The sequence below is a fragment of the Mycobacterium sp. genome (genome assembly GCF_032162105.1).
Taxonomy (GTDB): Bacteria; Actinomycetota; Actinomycetes; order Mycobacteriales; family Mycobacteriaceae; genus Mycobacterium.
This window is the reverse complement of sequence record NZ_JAVRPS010000539.1, coordinates 1-18,846: the sequence shown is the minus strand read 5'-3', so window position 1 is coordinate 18,846 and position 18,846 is coordinate 1. Positions and strand designations below refer to the sequence as shown.

The 18,846-nt window shown below is 67.7% G+C and carries 18 protein-coding genes and 2 pseudogenes; 6 read left to right on the top strand and 14 right to left on the bottom strand.

The annotated features are described in order from the left end of the window. Nucleotides 1-598: SDR family oxidoreductase (locus QOC69_RS27695; protein ID WP_526445714.1), on the bottom strand; the 598-nt coding region annotated here is incomplete at its 3' end. Between the two features lie 86 nt (nucleotides 599-684). On the opposite strand from QOC69_RS27695, the gene QOC69_RS27690 reads away from it, so the two are divergent. Beyond that, nucleotides 685-1,167 carry a winged helix-turn-helix transcriptional regulator gene (locus QOC69_RS27690; protein ID WP_526445712.1) on the top strand — a complete coding sequence of 161 codons (483 nt, stop codon included), beginning with the start codon at nucleotides 685-687 and terminating at the stop codon, nucleotides 1,165-1,167. Between the two features lie 198 nt (nucleotides 1,168-1,365). On the opposite strand, the gene QOC69_RS27685 is transcribed toward QOC69_RS27690, so the two are convergent. The 8 genes from QOC69_RS27685 to QOC69_RS27650 all read right to left on the bottom strand — a co-directional run bounded on the left by QOC69_RS27685 (nucleotide 1,366) and on the right by QOC69_RS27650 (nucleotide 9,707). Beyond that, entirely contained in the window at nucleotides 1,366-2,139 is a 774-nt protein-coding gene (locus QOC69_RS27685) for a VOC family protein (RefSeq protein ID WP_526445710.1), read from the bottom strand. Between the two features lie 136 nt (nucleotides 2,140-2,275). Next, nucleotides 2,276-3,169, bottom strand: coding sequence for an amidohydrolase family protein (locus QOC69_RS27680; RefSeq protein ID WP_526445708.1), 894 nt, complete (start codon nucleotides 3,167-3,169; stop codon nucleotides 2,276-2,278). Beyond that, nucleotides 3,166-3,606 carry a type II toxin-antitoxin system Rv0910 family toxin gene (locus QOC69_RS27675; RefSeq protein ID WP_526445706.1) on the bottom strand — a complete coding sequence of 147 codons (441 nt, stop codon included), beginning with the start codon at nucleotides 3,604-3,606 and terminating at the stop codon, nucleotides 3,166-3,168. Before QOC69_RS27675 ends, QOC69_RS27680 begins: the two co-directional genes overlap by 4 nt. Nucleotides 3,607-3,608: 2 nt before the next feature. Next, nucleotides 3,609-3,824: an Rv0909 family putative TA system antitoxin gene (locus QOC69_RS27670; RefSeq protein WP_526445704.1), complete on the bottom strand. Its 216-nt coding sequence runs from the start codon at nucleotides 3,822-3,824 to the stop codon at nucleotides 3,609-3,611. A 37-nt stretch (nucleotides 3,825-3,861) separates the two neighbouring features. Continuing rightward, nucleotides 3,862-6,252, bottom strand: coding sequence for a cation-translocating P-type ATPase (locus tag QOC69_RS27665; protein ID WP_526445702.1), 2,391 nt, complete (start codon nucleotides 6,250-6,252; stop codon nucleotides 3,862-3,864). Continuing rightward, the gene (locus tag QOC69_RS27660; RefSeq protein ID WP_526445718.1) at nucleotides 6,249-7,811 is read right to left on the bottom strand and encodes a serine hydrolase domain-containing protein; all 1,563 of its coding nucleotides are present in this window, start codon (nucleotides 7,809-7,811) and stop codon (nucleotides 6,249-6,251) included. Before QOC69_RS27660 ends, QOC69_RS27665 begins: the two co-directional genes overlap by 4 nt. Nucleotides 7,812-7,856: 45 nt before the next feature. Then, the gene (locus QOC69_RS27655) at nucleotides 7,857-8,972 is read right to left on the bottom strand and encodes an MBL fold metallo-hydrolase (RefSeq protein ID WP_526445700.1); all 1,116 of its coding nucleotides are present in this window, start codon (nucleotides 8,970-8,972) and stop codon (nucleotides 7,857-7,859) included. Beyond that, the gene (locus QOC69_RS27650; protein WP_526445698.1) at nucleotides 8,973-9,707 is read right to left on the bottom strand and encodes an enoyl-CoA hydratase; all 735 of its coding nucleotides are present in this window, start codon (nucleotides 9,705-9,707) and stop codon (nucleotides 8,973-8,975) included. It abuts the gene before it with no gap. 37 nt (nucleotides 9,708-9,744) lie between these two features. On the opposite strand from QOC69_RS27650, the gene QOC69_RS27645 reads away from it, so the two are divergent. The 3 genes and pseudogenes from QOC69_RS27645 to QOC69_RS27635 all read left to right on the top strand — a co-directional run bounded on the left by QOC69_RS27645 (nucleotide 9,745) and on the right by QOC69_RS27635 (nucleotide 13,407). Further along, nucleotides 9,745-11,223, top strand: coding sequence for a carboxyl transferase domain-containing protein (locus QOC69_RS27645; protein WP_526445696.1), 1,479 nt, complete (start codon nucleotides 9,745-9,747; stop codon nucleotides 11,221-11,223). A 292-nt stretch (nucleotides 11,224-11,515) separates the two neighbouring features. Continuing rightward, entirely contained in the window at nucleotides 11,516-12,148 is a 633-nt protein-coding gene (locus QOC69_RS27640) for a hypothetical protein (RefSeq protein WP_526445716.1), read from the top strand. A 209-nt stretch (nucleotides 12,149-12,357) separates the two neighbouring features. Further along, a pseudogene (locus tag QOC69_RS27635) lies at nucleotides 12,358-13,407 on the top strand (alpha/beta fold hydrolase). Nucleotides 13,408-13,444: 37 nt separating this feature from the next. Here the strand turns inward: QOC69_RS27635 and QOC69_RS27630 are convergent. Then, nucleotides 13,445-13,987, bottom strand: a complete 543-nt coding sequence (locus tag QOC69_RS27630) for a TetR/AcrR family transcriptional regulator (protein WP_526445694.1) — start codon at nucleotides 13,985-13,987, stop codon at nucleotides 13,445-13,447. A gap of 101 nt (nucleotides 13,988-14,088) precedes the next feature. On the opposite strand from QOC69_RS27630, the gene QOC69_RS27625 reads away from it, so the two are divergent. Further along, entirely contained in the window at nucleotides 14,089-15,228 is a 1,140-nt protein-coding gene (locus tag QOC69_RS27625) for an FAD-dependent oxidoreductase (RefSeq protein WP_526445692.1), read from the top strand. A gap of 71 nt (nucleotides 15,229-15,299) precedes the next feature. On the opposite strand, the gene QOC69_RS27620 is transcribed toward QOC69_RS27625, so the two are convergent. Further along, entirely contained in the window at nucleotides 15,300-15,641 is a 342-nt protein-coding gene (locus tag QOC69_RS27620) for an ArsR/SmtB family transcription factor (protein WP_526445690.1), read from the bottom strand. Next, nucleotides 15,638-16,171, bottom strand: a complete 534-nt coding sequence (locus tag QOC69_RS27615) for an SRPBCC domain-containing protein (protein ID WP_526445688.1) — start codon at nucleotides 16,169-16,171, stop codon at nucleotides 15,638-15,640. The genes QOC69_RS27620 and QOC69_RS27615 overlap by 4 nt, the downstream gene beginning before the upstream one ends. A gap of 79 nt (nucleotides 16,172-16,250) precedes the next feature. Here QOC69_RS27615 and QOC69_RS27610 point away from each other — a divergent pair, with 79 nt between their 5' ends. Then, on the top strand, nucleotides 16,251-17,087 hold the full coding sequence (locus QOC69_RS27610) for a VOC family protein (protein WP_526445686.1): 837 nt from the start codon (nucleotides 16,251-16,253) through the stop codon (nucleotides 17,085-17,087). Here QOC69_RS27610 and QOC69_RS27605 read toward each other — a convergent pair. Together QOC69_RS27605 and QOC69_RS27600 are read right to left on the bottom strand one after the other, a co-directional pair. Beyond that, nucleotides 17,084-17,485, bottom strand: coding sequence for a hypothetical protein (locus tag QOC69_RS27605; protein ID WP_526445684.1), 402 nt, complete (start codon nucleotides 17,483-17,485; stop codon nucleotides 17,084-17,086). The two genes, QOC69_RS27610 and QOC69_RS27605, sit on opposite strands and share 4 nt — an antisense overlap. 46 nt (nucleotides 17,486-17,531) lie before the next feature. Further along, nucleotides 17,532-18,483 (bottom strand): annotated as a pseudogene (locus QOC69_RS27600) (AMP-binding protein); the annotation flags it as partial. Nucleotides 18,484-18,846 lie beyond the last annotated feature (363 nt).

Below are 18,846 nucleotides of genomic sequence, written 5' to 3'. Positions count from 1 at the left end.
CGGCATCCAGCGCGAGCTGCGCAACGGTGGCGGGGTCGTTTTTGTCGGCTTCGACGTGGCGAGCCATGTCGGTGTCTATGTAGCCGACGTGCAGGGCGCTGACCTGTGTGCCCTGGCTCGCGAGCTCTAGACGCAACGCATTCGTGAGCGACCATTCCGCCGACTTTGCTGCGGAGTAGGCGCTCATTTCGGGCGTCGTGTACCAGGACATGACCGATAGCACGTTGAGGACAGCACTGGTCCCGGCGGCGGCAAGCTGCGGCGCGAACGCGCGGGTGACGGCCAGGGTGCCGAAGTAGTGGGTTTCCATCTCGTACCGAATGTCCTGGATCGGCGACTGCAGGAACGAGCCGCCGATCAGCGAGCCGGCGTTGTTGATCAGGACGGTGACGTTCCCGGTGGCCTTGGCCGCCGCGTCGACTGAAGCGGGGTCGGTGATGTCGAGGGTGATCGGGATCGCGCCGGGCACGTCGACGGATGCCGGGTTGCGGGCCGCGGCGTAGACAGTGGCACCGCGGGCGATCAACTGCTCGGCCAGGTGCCGGCCGAGGCCTCGGTTGGCTCCAGTGACGAGTGCGGTACTTCCAGCGAGCTTCATGAATGTCCTCCAGGGGTGAGATGCTGAGTTGGTTTCTCCAACGTAGCCTGCTGGATAGGAAAGAGCAACTCAGCTACAGTGGAGCCATGGCAAGTTCGAAAGTGTTGGATCCGTACTGTTCGATCGCCCGCAGCCTGGGTGTGCTTGGCGAACGGTGGACCTTCTTGATCTTGCGAGAAGCCATGGACGGGGTGACCCGGTTCGCGCAGTTCCGCGATGCGTTGGGCATCGCCCCGGATGTCCTCACCGACCGGCTCACCACACTGGTCGAGTACGGCGTCATGAGCCGCGCGCCCTACCAGGAGCCAGGCAGCCGCTCCCGGTACGCGTACACGCTGACTCCTGCCGGTAAGGAGCTTCACGTCGCTCTAGGGTCTCTGCAGCAATGGGGTGACGCCTACCTGCCCCGGCCCGATGGACCGACTGTCGAGCGAAGGACGCGCAAGAACAATCGTCCGGTGCACGTCGGGTTCATCGACGATCGCGGCCGCGAGGTCACCGCCGACGATGTGGCGACGATTCGCACCTCCGCCTACCCCGCCCATTCCAGACTGACGATCGTTCCATAGTGCGAGGTGGCCTGGGCACCTGACAGCCGGCAGCCTTTAGCAGGTCAGCGGTCCGGGCAACCACTGCGGCGAAAGACGCGTTGCCACAAGATATCCGGGCCGACATAAGCTCGACGACGGAGACAGGGTCAAGGTCACCCGTGCGCATCGCTCATGCCAGATCGGTGGCGGCACGTACCTGCTTGCCTTTCGGTGATGTCAGTCCTGCAGCGACGACAGGTTGAAGCCCGCACCCGTCGGATCGGTGACCGCCGCGAGGCGACCGTACGGGGTGTCCTCCGCGCCGCGGACCACGGCGCCGCCGTTGTCGGTGATCAGCTCGACCGTCTTGTCGACGTCGTCGGTTCCGAGGAAGACCGTCCAGGTCGACGGCTCCCCCTCGGGGATGAAGGCCGAGCCGTCCATCACGCCGAGCAGCGGCTCGCCGTCGAAGATCGCGTTGCTGTACCGGAATTCGGGAGTGTCGGCCTCGACCTGCATCTGCCAGCCGAACACCGTCGTGTAGAAGTCGATGGCGCGGGGGTAGTCGCGGGTGGTGAGCTGATGCCAGACCGGGGCGCCGGTCTCGTTCACGACCTCGAAGCCGTTGTGGCCATTGGGCTGCCAGAGCCCGAAGAACGCGCCGGTGGGATCGGTCAGCGTGGCCATCCGGCCCTTGGCCGGAACGTCCATGGGTTCGCCGCACGTGCTGCCGCCTGCGTTGACGGCGGCCGCGATCGTCGCGTCGACGTCGGCGGAGTGCAGGTAGGTGGTCCAGCCGTCGGGTGTCCGGAATTGCGGATCATTGCCCATCAATCCGGCGACCGGTCGGCCGTCCTTGGACGCGGTGACGTAGCCGCCGTATTCGGGTCCGGCGGATTCAAACGTCCAACCGAACAACGTGCCGTAGAAGTCCTTGGCGCGGTCCAGGTCGGACGTCAGCAGATCGATCCAGGTGGGGGCGCCCAGCGGGGCGATCGTGCGATTGGCCATGAGGGTCTCCTTGCTCGGCGGGTCGGTCATTGATACCGACCGGGGCCGCCCAGAAAACTCATCGCGCCTCCCTGGCGAGCAGACGCAAACGACCCCATTTCCGCGGCATGTCGAGGGCGTTTGCGTCTTCTCGCGCTTAGGAGGTGATGCCCAGCGCCCGCATCGCGTTCTCCTTGAAGATCAGCGGCCGCACCGCAGGATCGATGTCCAGGGCGTCGAAGTCCTTCTGCCAACGGTCCAGCTGGACATAGGGATAGTCGGTGCCGAACAGCGCCTTGGTACTCAGCTGCCGACCGAGCGCGCGGACCAACTGCGGCGGAAAGTACTTGGGCGAGTAGCCCGAAAGGTCCAGGTACACATTCGACTTGTGCGCAGCGATCGCGATCTGCGCGTCGACCCACGGCACCGCGGGGTGCGCCATCACGATGGTCAGGTCGGGGAAGTCGGCGGCGACGTCGTCGAGCAGCATCGGGTCGGAGTAGCGCAGCTTGATGCCGTGCCCGCCGGGCAGCCCCGAGCCGAGCCCGGTCTGCCCGGTGTGAAACAGCGCGGGTAGCCCCGCGCCGGCGATTGCGTCGTAGATCGGGTAGAAGCGGCGGTCATTGGGCTCGAACGCCTGCATGCTCGGATGGAACTTGAAGCCCTTCACTCCGAGCCCGACCTGCGCGCGGACCCCTTGCACCGCGCGGTCGACCTGCAACGGATCGACCGTCCCGAACGGGATCAGCACGTCGTTGTTGCGCGCGCAACCGGCGATCAGGTCCTCGACCGAATTCGGCGCGTGGCCCGTCGCCGTCTCGGCGTCGATGGTGAAGACCACCGCAACGGCATTGCGCCGGCGGTAGTGGTCTGCGAGTTCCTCGACGGTGGCCGCCGCGGTGTCGCCCATCCTGAAGTAGGACCGGGTGGCGTCCACCAACTCGTCGTCATAGGCGTTGTGGCCATGGCCGTCGACCTCGACGTGGGTATGGATGTCGATGGCCTCGACGGCGTCGAAGTCGATTCCGTACTCGTAGCGCACGGCCGTCACGCGAAGACGGACTTGAACTTGTTCAACGACTCCCGGATGTCACCCTTGAGCGCACCCGCGACGATGATGCCGATCGGACCGAACAGCGCGGGGCCACCGAGGTGGACGTCGAACGTCACCGTGGACGCCGCCGGGTCCATCTCCGACCGTTTGATCTTGCCGATCAACTTCACCTTGACGCCGCCCGTGCCGTCACCGTTCAGCGTCATGGCCTCGGGCGGCTTCCAATTGACGATGGTCCACTTCACCCGGTTGAGCATGCCCTTGACCTCGACGATCGACTCGAGCTGAGTGCCCTTCCCCAGGGTCTCGGGCAGCTTGGTGCGCCACACCCGGTGGATGCTCAACCACTCCCTGTATCGCGACAGATCGGAGGCGGCCGCCCACGCTCTCTCCGGCGGCAGCGGGACGTCGACCGAGACCGACAGCTTGGCCACCCCTAGGACGCGGGCGGTGCAGGCGGGGCGGGCGGTGCCGGCGGCTGCTGCTGGGTGCCGTCGACCGCCTTCTTCGCTGCGTCCTGCACCTTGTCGACGTGCTGGGCGTACTTGCCCTGCGTCTTCTTGTCGACGGCGTCGCCGACCTTGTCGATGGCGGTATCCACCTTGTCGGCGTTCTTCGAAACCAGGCCCTTTACTGTGTCAAGAAATCCCATGTCCCCACCCTATAGTTCGGGCGATGCGGGTAATTCTTCAATCCGCCGATGACCGCCAGAGGCGGCGCGGCTCACCAGGGGCCTTCCCCTGCACCCACCAAATCACCTCGATCAGCACGGCGGCGGTGACGCCCATCCCGAGCGCCATCGAGGTCAGTACTGCGTTGGACGGATCGAGCATGAACTGCTCGCGAGCCCACGGGATCGAGAAGATCACCACGTATGCCAACGCGGACACCGTGACGAGCCCCACCCGCCACCATTCGTAGGGGCGGGCCACCACCGCGAGCACCCACAACGCTCCCACCAGCAGCGTGATGAGAGCGGCCGTCGACGCCTGGGTTTGCTCCCTCGGCGTCGCCGCCCGACCCTCGTAGGCCAGCAGATAGGACGCGAACGTCGCAATGCCGACCACCAGTCCGGACGGCAGCGCCGAAGTCATCACCCGCCGCACGAAACCGGTATGGGCGCGCTCCTTGTTGGGTGCCAGCGACAGCACGAATGCCGGGATGCCGATGGTGAACCACGCGGCGATCGTGACATGGATGGGCTGGAACGGGAACAGCAGCGGGTCGGTGCCGAAAAGCTTCGAGGACAGCCCGGCCATGCCGACCAGCACGGCGAGCAGCACCGAGTAGACGGTCTTGGTGAGGAACAGGTTCGAGACGCGTTCGATGTTGCCGATCACTCGTCTGCCCTCGCCGACGACGTACGGCAGGGTCGCGAACTTGTTGTCCAGCAACACGATCTGGGCGACCGCCCGCGACGCCGAGCTGCCCGAGCCCATCGCCACTCCAATGTCGGCGTCCTTGAGCGCCAGCACGTCGTTGACGCCGTCACCCGTCATCGCCACCGTGTGGCCGCGGGCCTGCAGGGCGTGCACCATGGCCCGCTTCTGATCGGGTCGCACCCGACCGAACGTGGTGTACTCCTGCATCGTGTCGGCCAGCTCGCCGGGCTCGGACGGCAACAGCCTGGCATCCATGGTCTCGCCCTGCAGGCCAAGGGTTCCGGCCACCGCGCCGACCGACACCGCGTTGTCGCCGGAGATCACCTTGACGGTGACCTTCTGGGATGCGAAGTAGTCCAACGTGTCTCGGGCGTCGGGGCGGACCCGCTGTTCGAGCACCACCAACGCGACCGGGGTGACCTCGCCAGGCGCGTCGGGCGAGCCGACGGAGCGGTCGGACGCACCAAGCAGCAGCACCCGCAGGCCCAACGCACCGATCTGCTCGGCCTGCTCGGCTTGCGGCGAGGTCGGGTCGAGCAGCACGTCGGGGGCGCCGATCACCCAGTTGCCGTGCTCGCCGTAGGAGGCGCCGCTCCACTTGGTCGCCGACTTGAACGGCTCCGTCGCGGTGGCGCTCCAGCCCGGTGGCGAAGAGTAGGCCTCGGCGATCGCCTGCATGCTGGCGTTCGGTCGGCTGTCGTCGGCCGCGAGCGAGGCCAGCACGTCTGCCACGTCCCCTTCCGTCAGGGACTTGAGATCGCTTACCCGCATACCGTTTTCGGTGAGCGTCCCCGTCTTGTCGGCGCACACCACGTCGACGCGGGCCAGCCCCTCGATGGCGGGAAGCTCCTGCACCAGACACTGCCGCCGGCCCAGCCGGACCACGCCGACGGCGAACGCGATCGACGTCATCAGGACCAGACCCTCGGGAACCATCGGCACCAGGGCACCGACCGTGCGCAGCACCGATTCCCGCCAGCCGGCGTCGGTGGTGAACAGCTGGGTGTAGATGATCAGCAGGCCCGCGGGGATCAACAGGTAGGTGATGAACTGCAGGATCTTGTTGATGCCGCTGCGCAGTTCGGATTTCACCAGCGTGAACTTGCTGGCCTCCTCGGCGAGCTTGGCGGCATAGGCCTCGCGGCCCACCTTCGTGGCGCGGTAGGCACCGCTGCCCGCAACGACGAAGCTGCCCGACATGATCTTGTCGCCGACGTCCTTGTCGATCGGGTCGGCCTCGCCGGTGAGCAGCGACTCGTCGACCTCGAGGTTGGCCTCCTCCAGGAGGTCGCCGTCCACGACGATCTGGTCGCCGGGACCCAGCTCGATGATGTCGTCGAGCACCACTTCGTTGGGCGGCCTCGCGGCGGTGCCGGATCGCCTGCGCACCACGGGTTTCGCCTGACCGACGATGGCGAGCCTGTCCAGCGTCTGCTTGGCCCGCAACTCCTGGATGATGCCGATCCCGCTGTTGGCGACGATCAGCAGCCCGAACAGTCCGTTGATGAACGATCCGGTGGCCAGCACGATGATCAGTAGGACGCCGAGGATCGCGTTGATGCGCGTGAAGACGTTGGCGCGCACGATCTCCTTGACGCTGCGAGCGGCCCGCGCGGGCACGTCGTTGGTCTTGCCCTCGGCGACGCGCTGGGCGACTTCGGCGTCCGACAGGCCTGCAGCGACTGCGGTCGTCGTCATTTGGTGAAGCTTCCCATTCCGTCCTGGTCGTAGTACTCCAGCGTCAGCTTGTCACCATTGAAGGTGGCCTTGGAAACGGTTCCAGGCGGCGCGTTCTCGGCGACGAACGAGAAGGTGAACACGTTGTCGTCCCAATGCTGGAGCGGAACAGTGAGTTTCGGGCCGATGGACAGCGTCAGGGCGCCGTCCTTCTCGGCGACGCGGGCCGGTCCCCAGTACCGGTTGTCGTAGCTGCCTACGTAGCTCGCCAACGGCGCGGCCGGCGCGGGGTTCGCGGGCGGCTGCTTGCCGACCAGCGAGCCGAACGGCACCTCCATCTGTTTGAAGGCGTCGTTGTAGAGCGTGAACCAGTCCTCGCGAACGTCACCGAACTGCACCAGGTCGGCGAACTGCGCGGTGAGCGCCTCGGGCACGCCGGACGGGGTGGCATTGGTCAGCACGACGATCGCCACGTCGGCCGACGGCAGGATGACGAAGTTGGTGCCCGAGCCGAGCTCGAAGGCGCCGGAGTGGCTGAGTTGCATGCGGGCCGCCGACGTCGAGCCCACGTTGAACCCGAAGCCGTAGAAGCCGGACCGCATTGCGGGTTCGCTTGCCGGGCTGGACACGATCTGCGGGGTCACCGCGGGCAGCAGCGCCTTGGCGTCGACGATCTGCTTGCCGTCGTAGGTGCCGTTGGCCAGCACCATCGTCAGCCAGCGGGTCATGTCGTTCGCCGAACTGCTGACCCCGCCCGCGGGCGCCTGCGGCTGCGGATCGCGAACGTAGAGCGGCTCGTACTTCCCATCGACGTGGATGTGGCCCAGCGCGCGGTCCGGCCGGGCCGTGAACTCGTCGAACCGCGAACTCGTCGACGCCATGCCCAGCGGTCGGTAGAGCACGTCCTGGCTGAGGTCCTCCCACGACTTGCCCGCGCCGACGGCGACCGCCTCGGCGCCAGCGGTCAGCCCGAAGTTGGTGTACGCGTAGGAGATTCGGAACGGATCCAGAGGCAACTGCCGCAGCCGCTCCAAGACATTGCGCCGGTCATAGCCCATGTCCTCCAGCAGGTCGCCTGCATGGTCGGGCAGTCCGGACCGGTGCGAGTACATGTCGCCGACCGTGACCATCTTCGTGATGGTCGGGTCGGACAGCGCAAACCACGGCAGCTTCTCGACGATCGGGGTGTCCCAGCTGATCGCGTTCACCCCGACCTGGTGCGCGATGACCGTCGAGCCCAGCGGTTTGGACAACGACGCCAGCTGAAACACGGTGTCGGGGTCGACCCGATTCTCGGCGCCGTCGCCGTTGCGGACGTCCTTGACACCGAATCCCTTGGCATACACGGTCTTTCCGCCGTGCACCACGGCGACCGCCATGCCGGGAATGCCGGACTTGGTCATCAGATCCGCGGCGAGGCCGTCGAGTTTTGCGACCGCGTTCTCGACGGCGTTGTCCGGCAGCGGCATCGCCGGTACCAATGGTGGCGGCACGTCGGATGACGAGGAAGGGCCGCTCGACGGTTCGGACTGCGGCGGCGGCGACGAGGCACAACCCGCGAGTAGGGTCAGCGCGGTCATCGACGCGATCAGGTGGATCACCGGGGCAGGGCGCACACCAGCACGCTAGCCGCCCGACCTCCACCACGGGTCCAAAGTCGAACGCGGCCCGGTTTCGACGCGCTGGCCCGGCCTGGGAATCGCGACGTCGACGCCCTCGGCGTCGGCGGCGACGAGCATCCGCTCCACCGGTTCGGACCACGGATGCGGCGCGAGCCGGAACGTCCCCCAGTGGATCGGCACCAGCAGTCCGGCATCGGTGACGTCGCGGTGGGCGCGGACCGCGTCCTCGGGATTCATGTGGATGTCCGGCCAGCCAGGGTGGTAGGCCCCGATGGGCATCAGCGTGAGGTCGAACGGTCCGTGGTCGGCGCCGATGTCGGGGAAGCTCTTGGTGTATCCGGTGTCGCCGCCGAAGAAGGCCCGGTGCCGCGGGCCGATCAGCGCCCACGACGACCACAGCGTGACGTTGCGGGTCAGGAACCGTCCGGAGAAGTGCCGCGCAGGGGTGCACACCAGGGTGAGCTCGCCGAGATCGGCGCTCTGATTCCAGTCCAGCTCGACGATGCGGTCGTTCGGAATGTGCCACGCCCGCAGGTGGGCGCCGATGCCCAGCGGCACGAAGAACGTGGCCCGCTGCGTGCGGGCCAGCTGCTTGATGGTGTCGACGTCGAGGTGGTCGTAGTGGTCGTGGCTGATGATGACGGCGTCGATGGCGGGCAGCGCGTCCAGCGGGGCCGGCACCGGGTGCAGGCGCTGCGGGCCCAGCGCCTGCGACGGCGAGCACCGGTCGCTCCACACCGGGTCGGCGAGAACCCGGTAGCCGTCGATCTCGATCACGGCCGACGAGTGGCCGTACCAGGTGGCGGCGAGGTCGGCCGCAGGCAGATCAGCGGCCGGGGTGACGAGCGGGATGGGCTCCGACGGGTGCTGCCGCGAGCTACCCCCGATGATCTCGCGCGCCATTACCCACTGCTCCTGGCGGGTGAGGCTGATCGTCGATGACGGTTCGAGGTTCTTGAAGGCACCGTCGTGGTAATTCGGCGAGCCCTTCGTGGCGGCGTCGATCTCGACCGGGGACGCGCCGAGGGCGGCGGGGGCACCCTGCATTGCCCGCAACACCCAGCCGCCACCGACGATCGCCGCCGTTCCCCCGACCAGGCGGGCCGCCCCCCGCAACATTTAGGCGCCCTGGAAGTTCGGTTGTCGCTTCTCGATGCGCGCCACCTGGGCCTCGATGACGTCCTGGCTGGCCCAGGCCTTCTCGAACAACTCCTGGTGAGCCGGCCACGGATCCTCGTATGCGCCGTCGTCGTTGAGCACTCGCTTGGCGTGCTGCAGGGCCAGAGGAGCGAACCCGGCGATCTCGGCGGCCCATGCTTGCGCGTCGGCCAGCGTGCCCAGCCGGTTGGCCAGTCCCGTCTGGAGTGCGACGTCCGCGGTGAGCCGCTCGGCGGCCATCAGCATGCCACGGGCCCGGCCAGCACCGACCAATGACGTAAGCCGGCGGATACTCCAGTTATCCAGCGCCAGGCCATATTTCGCGACGGGGAACTGAAAGTACGCGTTGGGTGCCACGACCCGCAGGTCGCAGATCATCGATAGGATGACGCCGGCCCCGATCGCGGGACCGTTGATCGCGCCGATGACGGGGATGGGCGCGACGTCGATGGCGATGTTCAGCGCCTTGGCCTTGTCGGGTAGCCGCTCCGCCATCCCTGCCGCGTCGGTCAGGTCCGCACCCGAGCTGAACACGTCGCCGGCACCGGTCAACACGATCGCGCGGACGTCGCCGGCCGCGGCCTGCTCGATCGCCTCACGGAGGCTGTCGACGAGTTCGCAGTTCAGCGCGTTGCGGCGGTCCTCGCGCTGCATCTCGAGGGTCAACACGTTGCCAACTCGGGTAGCACCAATCATTGGGCCAGCCTATCGACCCAGCCGATAGCCTCTCCCTGTGAGCCGGATCGGCGCCGTTGCGCTCCGCGATGCCGTGCTGGACGAGGGATCGTTCCGCAGCTGGGACCGCGCACCCCTGGACGTCGACGCCGACGATGAGTACCGGCGGGAATTGGCCGAGGCCAGGGCTGCGACGGGCTTCGACGAATCGGTGCTGACCGGCGAGGGCCGGGTGTTCGGGCGGCGGGTCGCCGTGGTGGCCTGCGAGTTCGACTTCCTGGCCGGTTCGATCGGGGTGGCTGCCGCGGAGCGGATCACCTCGGCCATCGAGCGCGCGACGGCCGAACGCCTGCCGCTGGTGGCGTCGCCGAGTTCCGGGGGCACCCGCATGCAGGAGGGCACCGTCGCGTTCCTGCAGATGGTGAAGATCGCGGCGGCCGTCGAACTGCACAAGCAGGCACACCTGCCCTACCTGGTGTACCTGCGGCATCCGACCACCGGCGGGGTGTTCGCATCGTGGGGGTCGTTGGGACACGTCACCGCCGCCGAACCCGGCGCGCTGATCGGCTTCCTCGGGCCGCGGGTGTATGAGCACCTCTACGGCGAGCCGTTCCCGTCGGGCGTGCAGACCGCGGAGAACCTGCACCGTCATGGCGTGATCGACGGCGTCGTCCCGCTGGAACTGCTGCGCTCCACGCTGGACCGCGCGCTCAAGGTGGTGGCCGACGAGCCAGGCGCGGCCCCACCCGCGCCTGCGCCAGAACCGATCCCCGACGTGCCGGCGTGGGACTCGGTCGAGGCGTCGCGACGGCCCGACCGGCCCGGCATTGGATACCTGCTGCGGCACGGGACCACCGACCGCGTGCTGTTGTCGGGCACCGACCGCGGCGAGGCGGCGACGATGCTGCTCGCGCTGGCCCGGTTCGGGGGCCAGCCCGCCGTCGTGCTCGGCCAGCAGCGCGTCGTCGGCGGTCTGGTCGGTCCGAAGGCGCTTCGGGAAGCCCGCCGCGGCATGGCGTTGGCGGCGGGGCTGCGGCTGCCGCTGGTGCTCGTCATCGACACCGCGGGCCCTGCGTTGTCGGCAGAGGCCGAGCAGGGCGGGCTGGCCGGAGAGATCGCCCGGTGCCTGGCCGAGCTCGTCACGCTGGACACCCCGACGGTGTCGGTGCTACTCGGTCAGGGCAGCGGCGGCCCGGCGCTGGCGATGGTTCCCGCCGACCGGGTACTTGCCGCGCTGCACGGCTGGCTGGCTCCGTTGCCGCCGGAGGGGGCCAGCGCGATCGTCTACCGCGATACCGACCACGCCGCGGAACTGGCTACGGCGCAAGGCATTCGGTCGGCCGACCTGATGCGCCACGGGATCGTGGACGTGATAGTGCCCGAGCACCCCGACGCGGCGGACACTCCGATGGAGTTCACCGGACGCCTGTCGGCGACGATCGCCGACGAGCTGCACCGGCTGCGTGCGGTGCCCGTCGAGGCGCGGTTGGCCGCGCGGCTGCGCCGCTACCGACGGATCGGCCTGGCGGGCCGTTAGGTCACATCCGCCACATCAGTCTCCGCGGTCGGACGACCCATCGATGTGCCCGCCTCCGAGCGAATCGCAACATCGGCTGCCCGCTTTCGCTCGAAGGCGGGCAATTCGACACTCGCCCCGCGCAGTGGCTGGCGGGACTGGTGTGACCCGCGCGCTGGCCGGAATACATCGAACCGCGGATTTCGCTCCGCGCTGAATCGCCGAGTCCGGGGGTCGCACTCGCGGCGGTGGCATTCTGGAAACCGTGGACTCCCTGTGGCACTTCTGGTGGCTGATCTTCCCGCTGGGCGGGATGATCGGCGGCGGCGTCAGGGCGGTCGCGGCGGCCAACGAGCGGCGCGCGGAGCGCCGGCTGGAGAAGTATCGGATCAAGCAGCAGACCAAGATCGCGGTGGCGCAGGCGTCCGGACGCGCCAAGCTCGACGAAGTCGCGTCCCGAAGGGAGCTGACCAAGCTCCTCGGGCACCACGACCGCATCGACGCACGCTGGCTGGACTACGAGATGGACGTCGCCAAGCTGCTGGACTTCCCGATGATGACGGACATGCGGCAACCGCTCACCGTCGCATTCCACAAGTCCCGCAGCCGCGCGGACCTGTTGCGCCCGGCGAGCGTCGACGACGCCATCGGCGACCGTGCGACCCAACTCGACTACCGCGACGCGGTGCACGACTACGCATCGGCGTTCGACGTGGCCGAGGCGGAGGCGATCCGCCGACGGCGCAGCGACTTCTCGCCGGAGGGCCAGCAGCGGCTGGAACGCGCACAGCACCTGCTCCGCGTGGCCTCCGACGAGGCCGCGACGCACGAGGAACGGCGGAGCGCCTACGCCAAGGCCCGCCACGAACTCGACGGGCTGGTGGTGTTGCCCGCGATTGCCAGGGCCAGCATCGAGCGGCGCATCGTCGGCGAGATCGAGGCCTAGCTCGGCGCCGCCCCGTCGAAGGGCGTCTGTCCGGCGTGGTGGATGTGCCGAACTCCTGTGCGACGCTTTAAGTTCCGACAGCGACCTTCGACATCGATGTGCGGCCGTCCGCGCGGAGCCCACAACGCATCGACCGCGGTCAGTGCGCGGTGAGCACGTAACCTTAAACCACCACGGGCCGACACCAAAGAGTTGAAAGGGATCTCATCATGCCTGCACCAACCGATGCCGAGTACTTCGATCTCGGCGACTTCACGTTGCAGAGTGGTTTCACGCTGCGAGACGCGACACTGGCCTACAAGACCTACGGCACGCTCAACGCCGAGAAGACCAATGTCATCGTCTACCCCACCTGGTATTCGGGGTGGCATACGGACAACGAATGGCTAATCGGCACAGACAAAGCGCTCAACCCAGATGAATGGTTCATCATCATTCCGAACATGATCGGTAACGGGCTGTCGTCGTCACCGTCGAACACCCCTGCGCCCTATGATCGGGCCCGCTTTCCCGCCGTGACGTTCTACGACCAGGTGCAGACGCAGCACAAACTGGTCACCGAGAAGTTTGGCATTTCGACCATCGCGCTCGTGACCGGATGGTCGATGGGTGCTGGCCAGACCTATCAGTGGGCCGTGAGTCACCCTGAGATGGTGCAACGCGCCGCACCGTTCTGCGGGTCGAGCAAGACTGCGCCACACAACAAGGTCTTCCTCGAGTCGTTGATCGCCGCGCTCACCGCCGACGCCGTATGGGCCGACGGCGACTATTCCCCGGATGCGCTACCCATCAAGGGATTACGCGCGTTTGCCCGGGTGTACTCGGGCTGGGGTTTCTCACAGGCGTTCTACTAGGAAGAGGCGTGGCGCGAACTGGGGTTCACCTCGTTCGACGACTTCCTGTACGGATTCTGGGAGAACTTCTTCCGCGACGGGCGCGACCCCAACAACCTGATCACCATGCTCCGTACCTGGCACAGCGGAAATGTCGGCAACACACCGGGTTTCGGTGGTGACGTCGAGAAGGCACTTGCCTCGATCCGGTGCCCGCTACTGGCGATGCCTGCCGAGAAGGACCTCTACTTTCCGCCGGAGGACGAGCACTGGGCGTCGCAGTACATCGCGCACGGTGAAGTGCGAGTCATTCCCGGTATCTGGGGTCATTTCGCCGGAGGTGGGCCGAACCCGGTCGACACGGCATTCATCGACGCCGGCATCCGGGACCTGCTCTCCAAACCGGGGTACTCCCGCCAGAACTGAACATCGCGGCAGGCCGCCCCGCGGCAACGCAGGAAGGCTAGTGGCCGTCGACGTAGCGCTGCAGCGTCGGCCCGAGCCAGTCGATCAGCTCGGTCCTGGTCATCTCGACGATCGGCGGGATCCGCAGCACGAAGCGGCAGAGCGCCATGCCGAGCACCTGGGTAGCGATCAGACCGGCCCGCCGCGGGGCGTCCTCGGGCGTCAACTTCGCGATCTCGGGCAGCAGCTGCGTCGCGAAGATCCCCTTCATGCGTTGGGCCGCTTCGGCATTCGTGGTACTGGACCGCAATAGCACGATCAGCGCATCGTCGTCCTCCCAGCGAGACAGGAAGTGCGCCACCATCGCCGCGCCCACCTCGGATCGTTCGATGCCGGACAGGTCGGGGAAGCGCAGGTCGAACTCCGCGGCCGCGGCGAACAACTGGTCCTTGTTGCCGAAGTAGCGCATCACCATCGACGGATCGATGTTCGCGTCGGCCGCGATCGCGCGGATGGTGGCGCCCTCGTAGCCCGATTCGGCGAAGCGCTCCCTGGCCGCGGTCAGGATGACGCCCTTGGTCTGATCGGCCTTCCTACCCATACCAACGAGTGTAGGCCAACGCCTGTTGACTTTTCTTCCGACGCGGTGGACCATATGAATGCCAACAAGCGTTGGCAAAAGTACGAGCAAAGGAGACTCTCATGAAGGACACCGACGTACTCATCGTGGGGGCCGGCCCCACCGGCCTGACCCTGGCCGCATCACTGCTGGCCAGCGGCACGAGGGCCACGATCGTCGACCGCCAGACCGCAGGAGCCAACACGTCGCGCGCCGGCGCCATCAACGCCCGCACGCTCGAGGTGCTCGAAGGACTGGACGTGGCCCGCCGCCTGGCGAAGGAGGGCGTCCAGGCGCCGCGGTTCACCATCCGCGACGGCAAGAAGGTGCTCATCCCGATCGACTTCAGCGGACTGCCGAGCGCGTACCCCTACACGCTGCTACTCCCCCAGTGCGACACCGAGAGGCTGCTGCTCGACCGGGTCGTCGAGCTCGGTGGCGAAGTGCTCCGGCCCAAGGTGCTGAGCGCCGTCACGCAGGACGCCGACGGCGTCACCGCCGCGTTCGAGGACGGTGACGTCGTCCGGGCCGCCTATGTCGTCGGCGCCGACGGCATGCACAGCACCGTGCGCGAGCAGGCAGGCATCGGATTCCACGGCGGCAAGTACGAGCAGTCGTTCGTCCTTGCCGACGTGCGCCTGACGGGCGAGGCGCCCGTCGACGAGGTCGTCCTGTTCTGGGCTGCCGCCGGGCTCACGGTCGTTGCGCCGCTACCCGGCGGCGCGTTTCGGGTCGTCGCTCCCGTCGACGACGCCCCCGAGGTGCCGTCGGCGGAGTTCGTCCAGCAGATTCTGGACGACCGCGGCTACGGCGTCGGCCGGATGACGGTCACCGACGTGCTGTGGGGTTCTCGGTTCCGCATCCACCACTGCGTGGCCGACACCTACCGCTCGGGCCGGATCCTGCTCGCAGGCGACGCCGCCCACGTGCACAGCCCGGCGGGCGGACAGGGCATGAACCTCGGCATCCAGGACGCCGTCGCGTTGGCCGAAGCGCTGACCCTCGTGCTGGGTGGCGCCCCCGACGCGGTGCTGGACGACTACGCCGCGGCGCGTCGGCCGATCGCGCAGCAGGTGATCACCTTGACCGACCGCCTGACGCGCCTTGCCACCTTGCCGCGCGCAGTGCGGCCGGTTCGCAACGTCGCGATCGGGTTGGCCGGTCGCATCCCGGCGGTGCGGAGCGTGCTGGCGCGGCGGCTGTCGGGGTTGGTGCATCGCTGACGGGAATCGACACGTTTCGCGTCTGCGCCGGCCTCTTCGACAGTCGAAGCCGCCGGTCTCGAACCGGAACTTCAGGATTTCTCTTGTCTGCGCTGGATCGCCTCGGCGATCCGCTTGATCCGCCGCAGGCGGGCGTCCCAGGTCGCCCCGACGTCCGCGAGCTGGGCGACCGCGCGGGCGAGCTGGGCCTCGTCCACCTGGTAGCGCCGCTCGCGTCCGGCGGGCGTGACGTGAACCAGGCCCACGCGGTCCAGGACCACCAGGTGCTTCGCGACGGCCTGACGTGTCACCGGCAATCGCTCGCTGAGGGTGGTGGCCGTGCCGGCACCCTCGGCGAGCAGGAGGTCGAGCATCCGGCGTCTGGTCGGGTCCCCGATCGCGGACCACAGATCGTCGTCGACGGCGACGCTCATGCCGTCGACACCAGCCGGGTGACGTAGTCGCCGAGGCTCGGCACGAAGATGTCCCAGCCCTTCACGTGGTCTATGTACGCCGCCTCGAGAACCGCGATCTCCCACCCCTTCTCCCGGAAGCCGGTCTCCGTGACCCGGACCACCGTGCCCGCGCCAGACGGGACGAGCTCGAAGGTGACCAGCAGCGAGTTCGTGGGGGTCGCCACGGCGGCGCCGTCGTAGACCCACCGGAACGAGAACCAGCGAGGCGGTTCCGCGTCGACGACCGTGAGCGCCTCGATGTGCGGCTCCGCCGTGTTCCTCCCCCACGCGATCTCGGCGACCGCGCCCGGGGTCGGCGACAGGTCGGTCTCCGCACCGTTCCACCACTCCCGGATGTGCTCGGGACTGCTGATCACCTCGAAGACGATCTCAGGAGACGCGTCGACGTAGATCTCGCGCTCAATGCTTCCGAACTCCATGGGCTTCCCGCTTTCTGCAACGTTTGGTTGCATATCACCGTAGCCGAGCGTTCCCTCTCGCGCAACCATTGGTTGCCTATGAGGCTTGCAGAGTCGAGACATCCTCCACCGACGTTCGCGTGTCGGTGCCATCGGGCACTCTGACCGCATGACTGAACCGAAGGCTTATCCACACGGCATCCCCAGCTGGGTGGACACCGTCGCACACGATCTGGACGAGTCCCGCCGCTTCTACGCCGGCCTCTTCGACTGGACCTTCACCGACGCGATTCCCACCGATACTCCAGGCAACTACCTGATCGCCACCATCGACGGCCAGGACGTCGCCGCGATCGCGTCGCCCGACTCCGACGACGAGGCGGTCACCTGGCGCACCTACATCGCCGTCGACGACGCCGACGCCACCGCCAAGGCCGTCGAAGCCGCTGGGGGCACGGTGTCCCTGGCGCCCGTCGACGCCGGGCCCGGCGGGCGGCAGGCCGTATGCGTCGATCCCCGCGGCGCCGAGTTCCGGCTGTGGCAGGCGCGCAAGCGGCTCGGCGCACAACTGGTCAACGTGCCAGGGACGTGGAACTTCAGCGACCTCCTCACGTCGGATCCCCACACCGCCGCCGCGTTCTACTCGCAGCTGTTCGGTTGGGAGGTCGACGACGTCGGGTTCGCGACGATGATCCGCAGGCCCGGCTACGGCGATCACCTCGCCGCGACGGTCGACCCCGACATCAGGGAGCGGCAGTCTGGCATCATGGCGCCACCCGGGTTCGAGGACGCCGTGGGATGGATGGGCATCATCGCGGAGGGCCATCCCGAACGCTGGCAGGTGACCTTCGCCGTCGGCGACCGGGACGCGTCCGCGGCTACCGCGGAGGGACTCGGCGGCACCGTCATCGACACCGAGGACACCCAGTGGACGAAGACGGTGAGGGTCCGCGACCCGCAGGGCGCCGAGTTGGTGCTCAGCCAGTTCACCCCGCCAACGGGCTAGCCAACGCTGACGGTGCGGCCCCTGCTCTGGACGTAGAGCACCGCAGTGGCCGCCGCCGCTTCGAGCACCGACAGCGCGGTCGCCACGGTCATCAGCGTCGAGGTGGGGAGCGCCACCGCAGTGTTGACCGCCCCGCCGTGGTGGTGGCCCGGCGCCGACCAGTGCACCGCGACCATGCCGAGGTTCATCACCGCGACGACGCACCACGCCCGCGGCGAGCTCGCCGTCCACAGGTCGCGGGCGCAGTAGAGGCAGGCGCCCATCATCGCGACGACGAGGGTGGCGACGGCGGGGTTGCCTGCCTGGCCGAGCATCAGCCCGTGCACCGCGGCCGAACACACCGCGACCAGCGCGCACGCACGTCGCCCGAGGACGGCGGACGTGGTCGCGGCGGACATGCGTCAACTGTGGCAGCAGTGCGACGTCGCTGCCACCGGAGCGGACTCAGAGGCCGAGCAGCCGGACGCTCTCCTCGCGCATGTCGACCTTGCGGACCTTGCCGGTGATGGTCATCGGGAACTCGTCCACGACGTGGACGTAGTGGGGAATCTTGTAGTGCGCCAGCTTGCGGGCGGCGAAGGAGCGCACCGCGTCGGCGTCGAGCGGCGCACGACCGGGCTTCATCCGGATCCACGCGCAGGTCTCCTCGCCGTAGCGCTCGTCGGGAACTCCGATGACCTGGGCGTCCTCGATGTCGGGGTGGGTGTAGAGGAATTCCTCGATCTCGCGCGGGTAGATGTTCTCGCCGCCGCGGATCACCATGTCCTTGATCCGGCCGACCACGTTGCAGTAGCCGTCCTCGCGCATCACCGCGAGATCCCCGGTGTGCATCCACCCGTCGGCATCGATCGCGTCCCTGTTGTACTCGCTCCTCGACGTGCGCAGAAGTCTTGTCGTCGTCCTGCCAGTACCCGAGCATCACCGAGTAGCCGCGAGTGCAGAACTCACCGGGTTCGCCCCGCTCGACGACGGCACAGGTGTCGGGGTCGACGATCTTGATCTCGACGTGCGGATGGGCCCGGCCGATCGACGAGGTGCGCCGTTCCAGGTCGTCGTCGATCAGAGTCTGACAGGACGCAGGCGAGGTCTCGGTCATTCCGTAGGCGATGGAAACCTCGGTCATGGTCATCTCGTTGATGCAGCGCTTCATCACGTCGACCGGACAGATCGCGCCCGCCATGATGCCGGTGCGCGGCGACGACAGGTCGCGCGCGGCGAAGTCGGGATGGCCGAACATCGCGATGAACATCGTCGGCACGTCGTAGAGCGCGGTGCACCGCTCCTGCTCGACGGCCGCGAGCGTCGCCCCTGGGTCGAATCCGGGCGCAGGAATCACCATGGTGGCCCCGTGCGTCGTGCAGCCCAGGTCTCCCAACACCATGTCGAAGCAGTGGTGCTTCGCGCTACTCCGTACACACCGTTCTCAGCGAGCCGCTGAGTGCGTCCACGAAGCCCCTGACCGCTTCGGCGCCCTCCGGTGATCCGGTGATGCCGTACAGGATCTCCTGGTGTCCTCCGGGTATAGCTCCCGATGGATGCCATAGTTTCGGGCCTGACCCCTCATGACGTTGGTGGCCGACATGCGTACTGGGATGCCGGCACGGACACGGCCCTCGTACATAAACACGTCCGTACCCGAGACGGTGCAGAACGTCTCCATCCGACGCACGAGGTACTCCACTGCTGCGCCTACGCGGTAGGCGTGTTCGTCCATCGTTGTCTCCTTGAGTCAGGGCTGGGGGTGCTTTCGTTTTCGCGG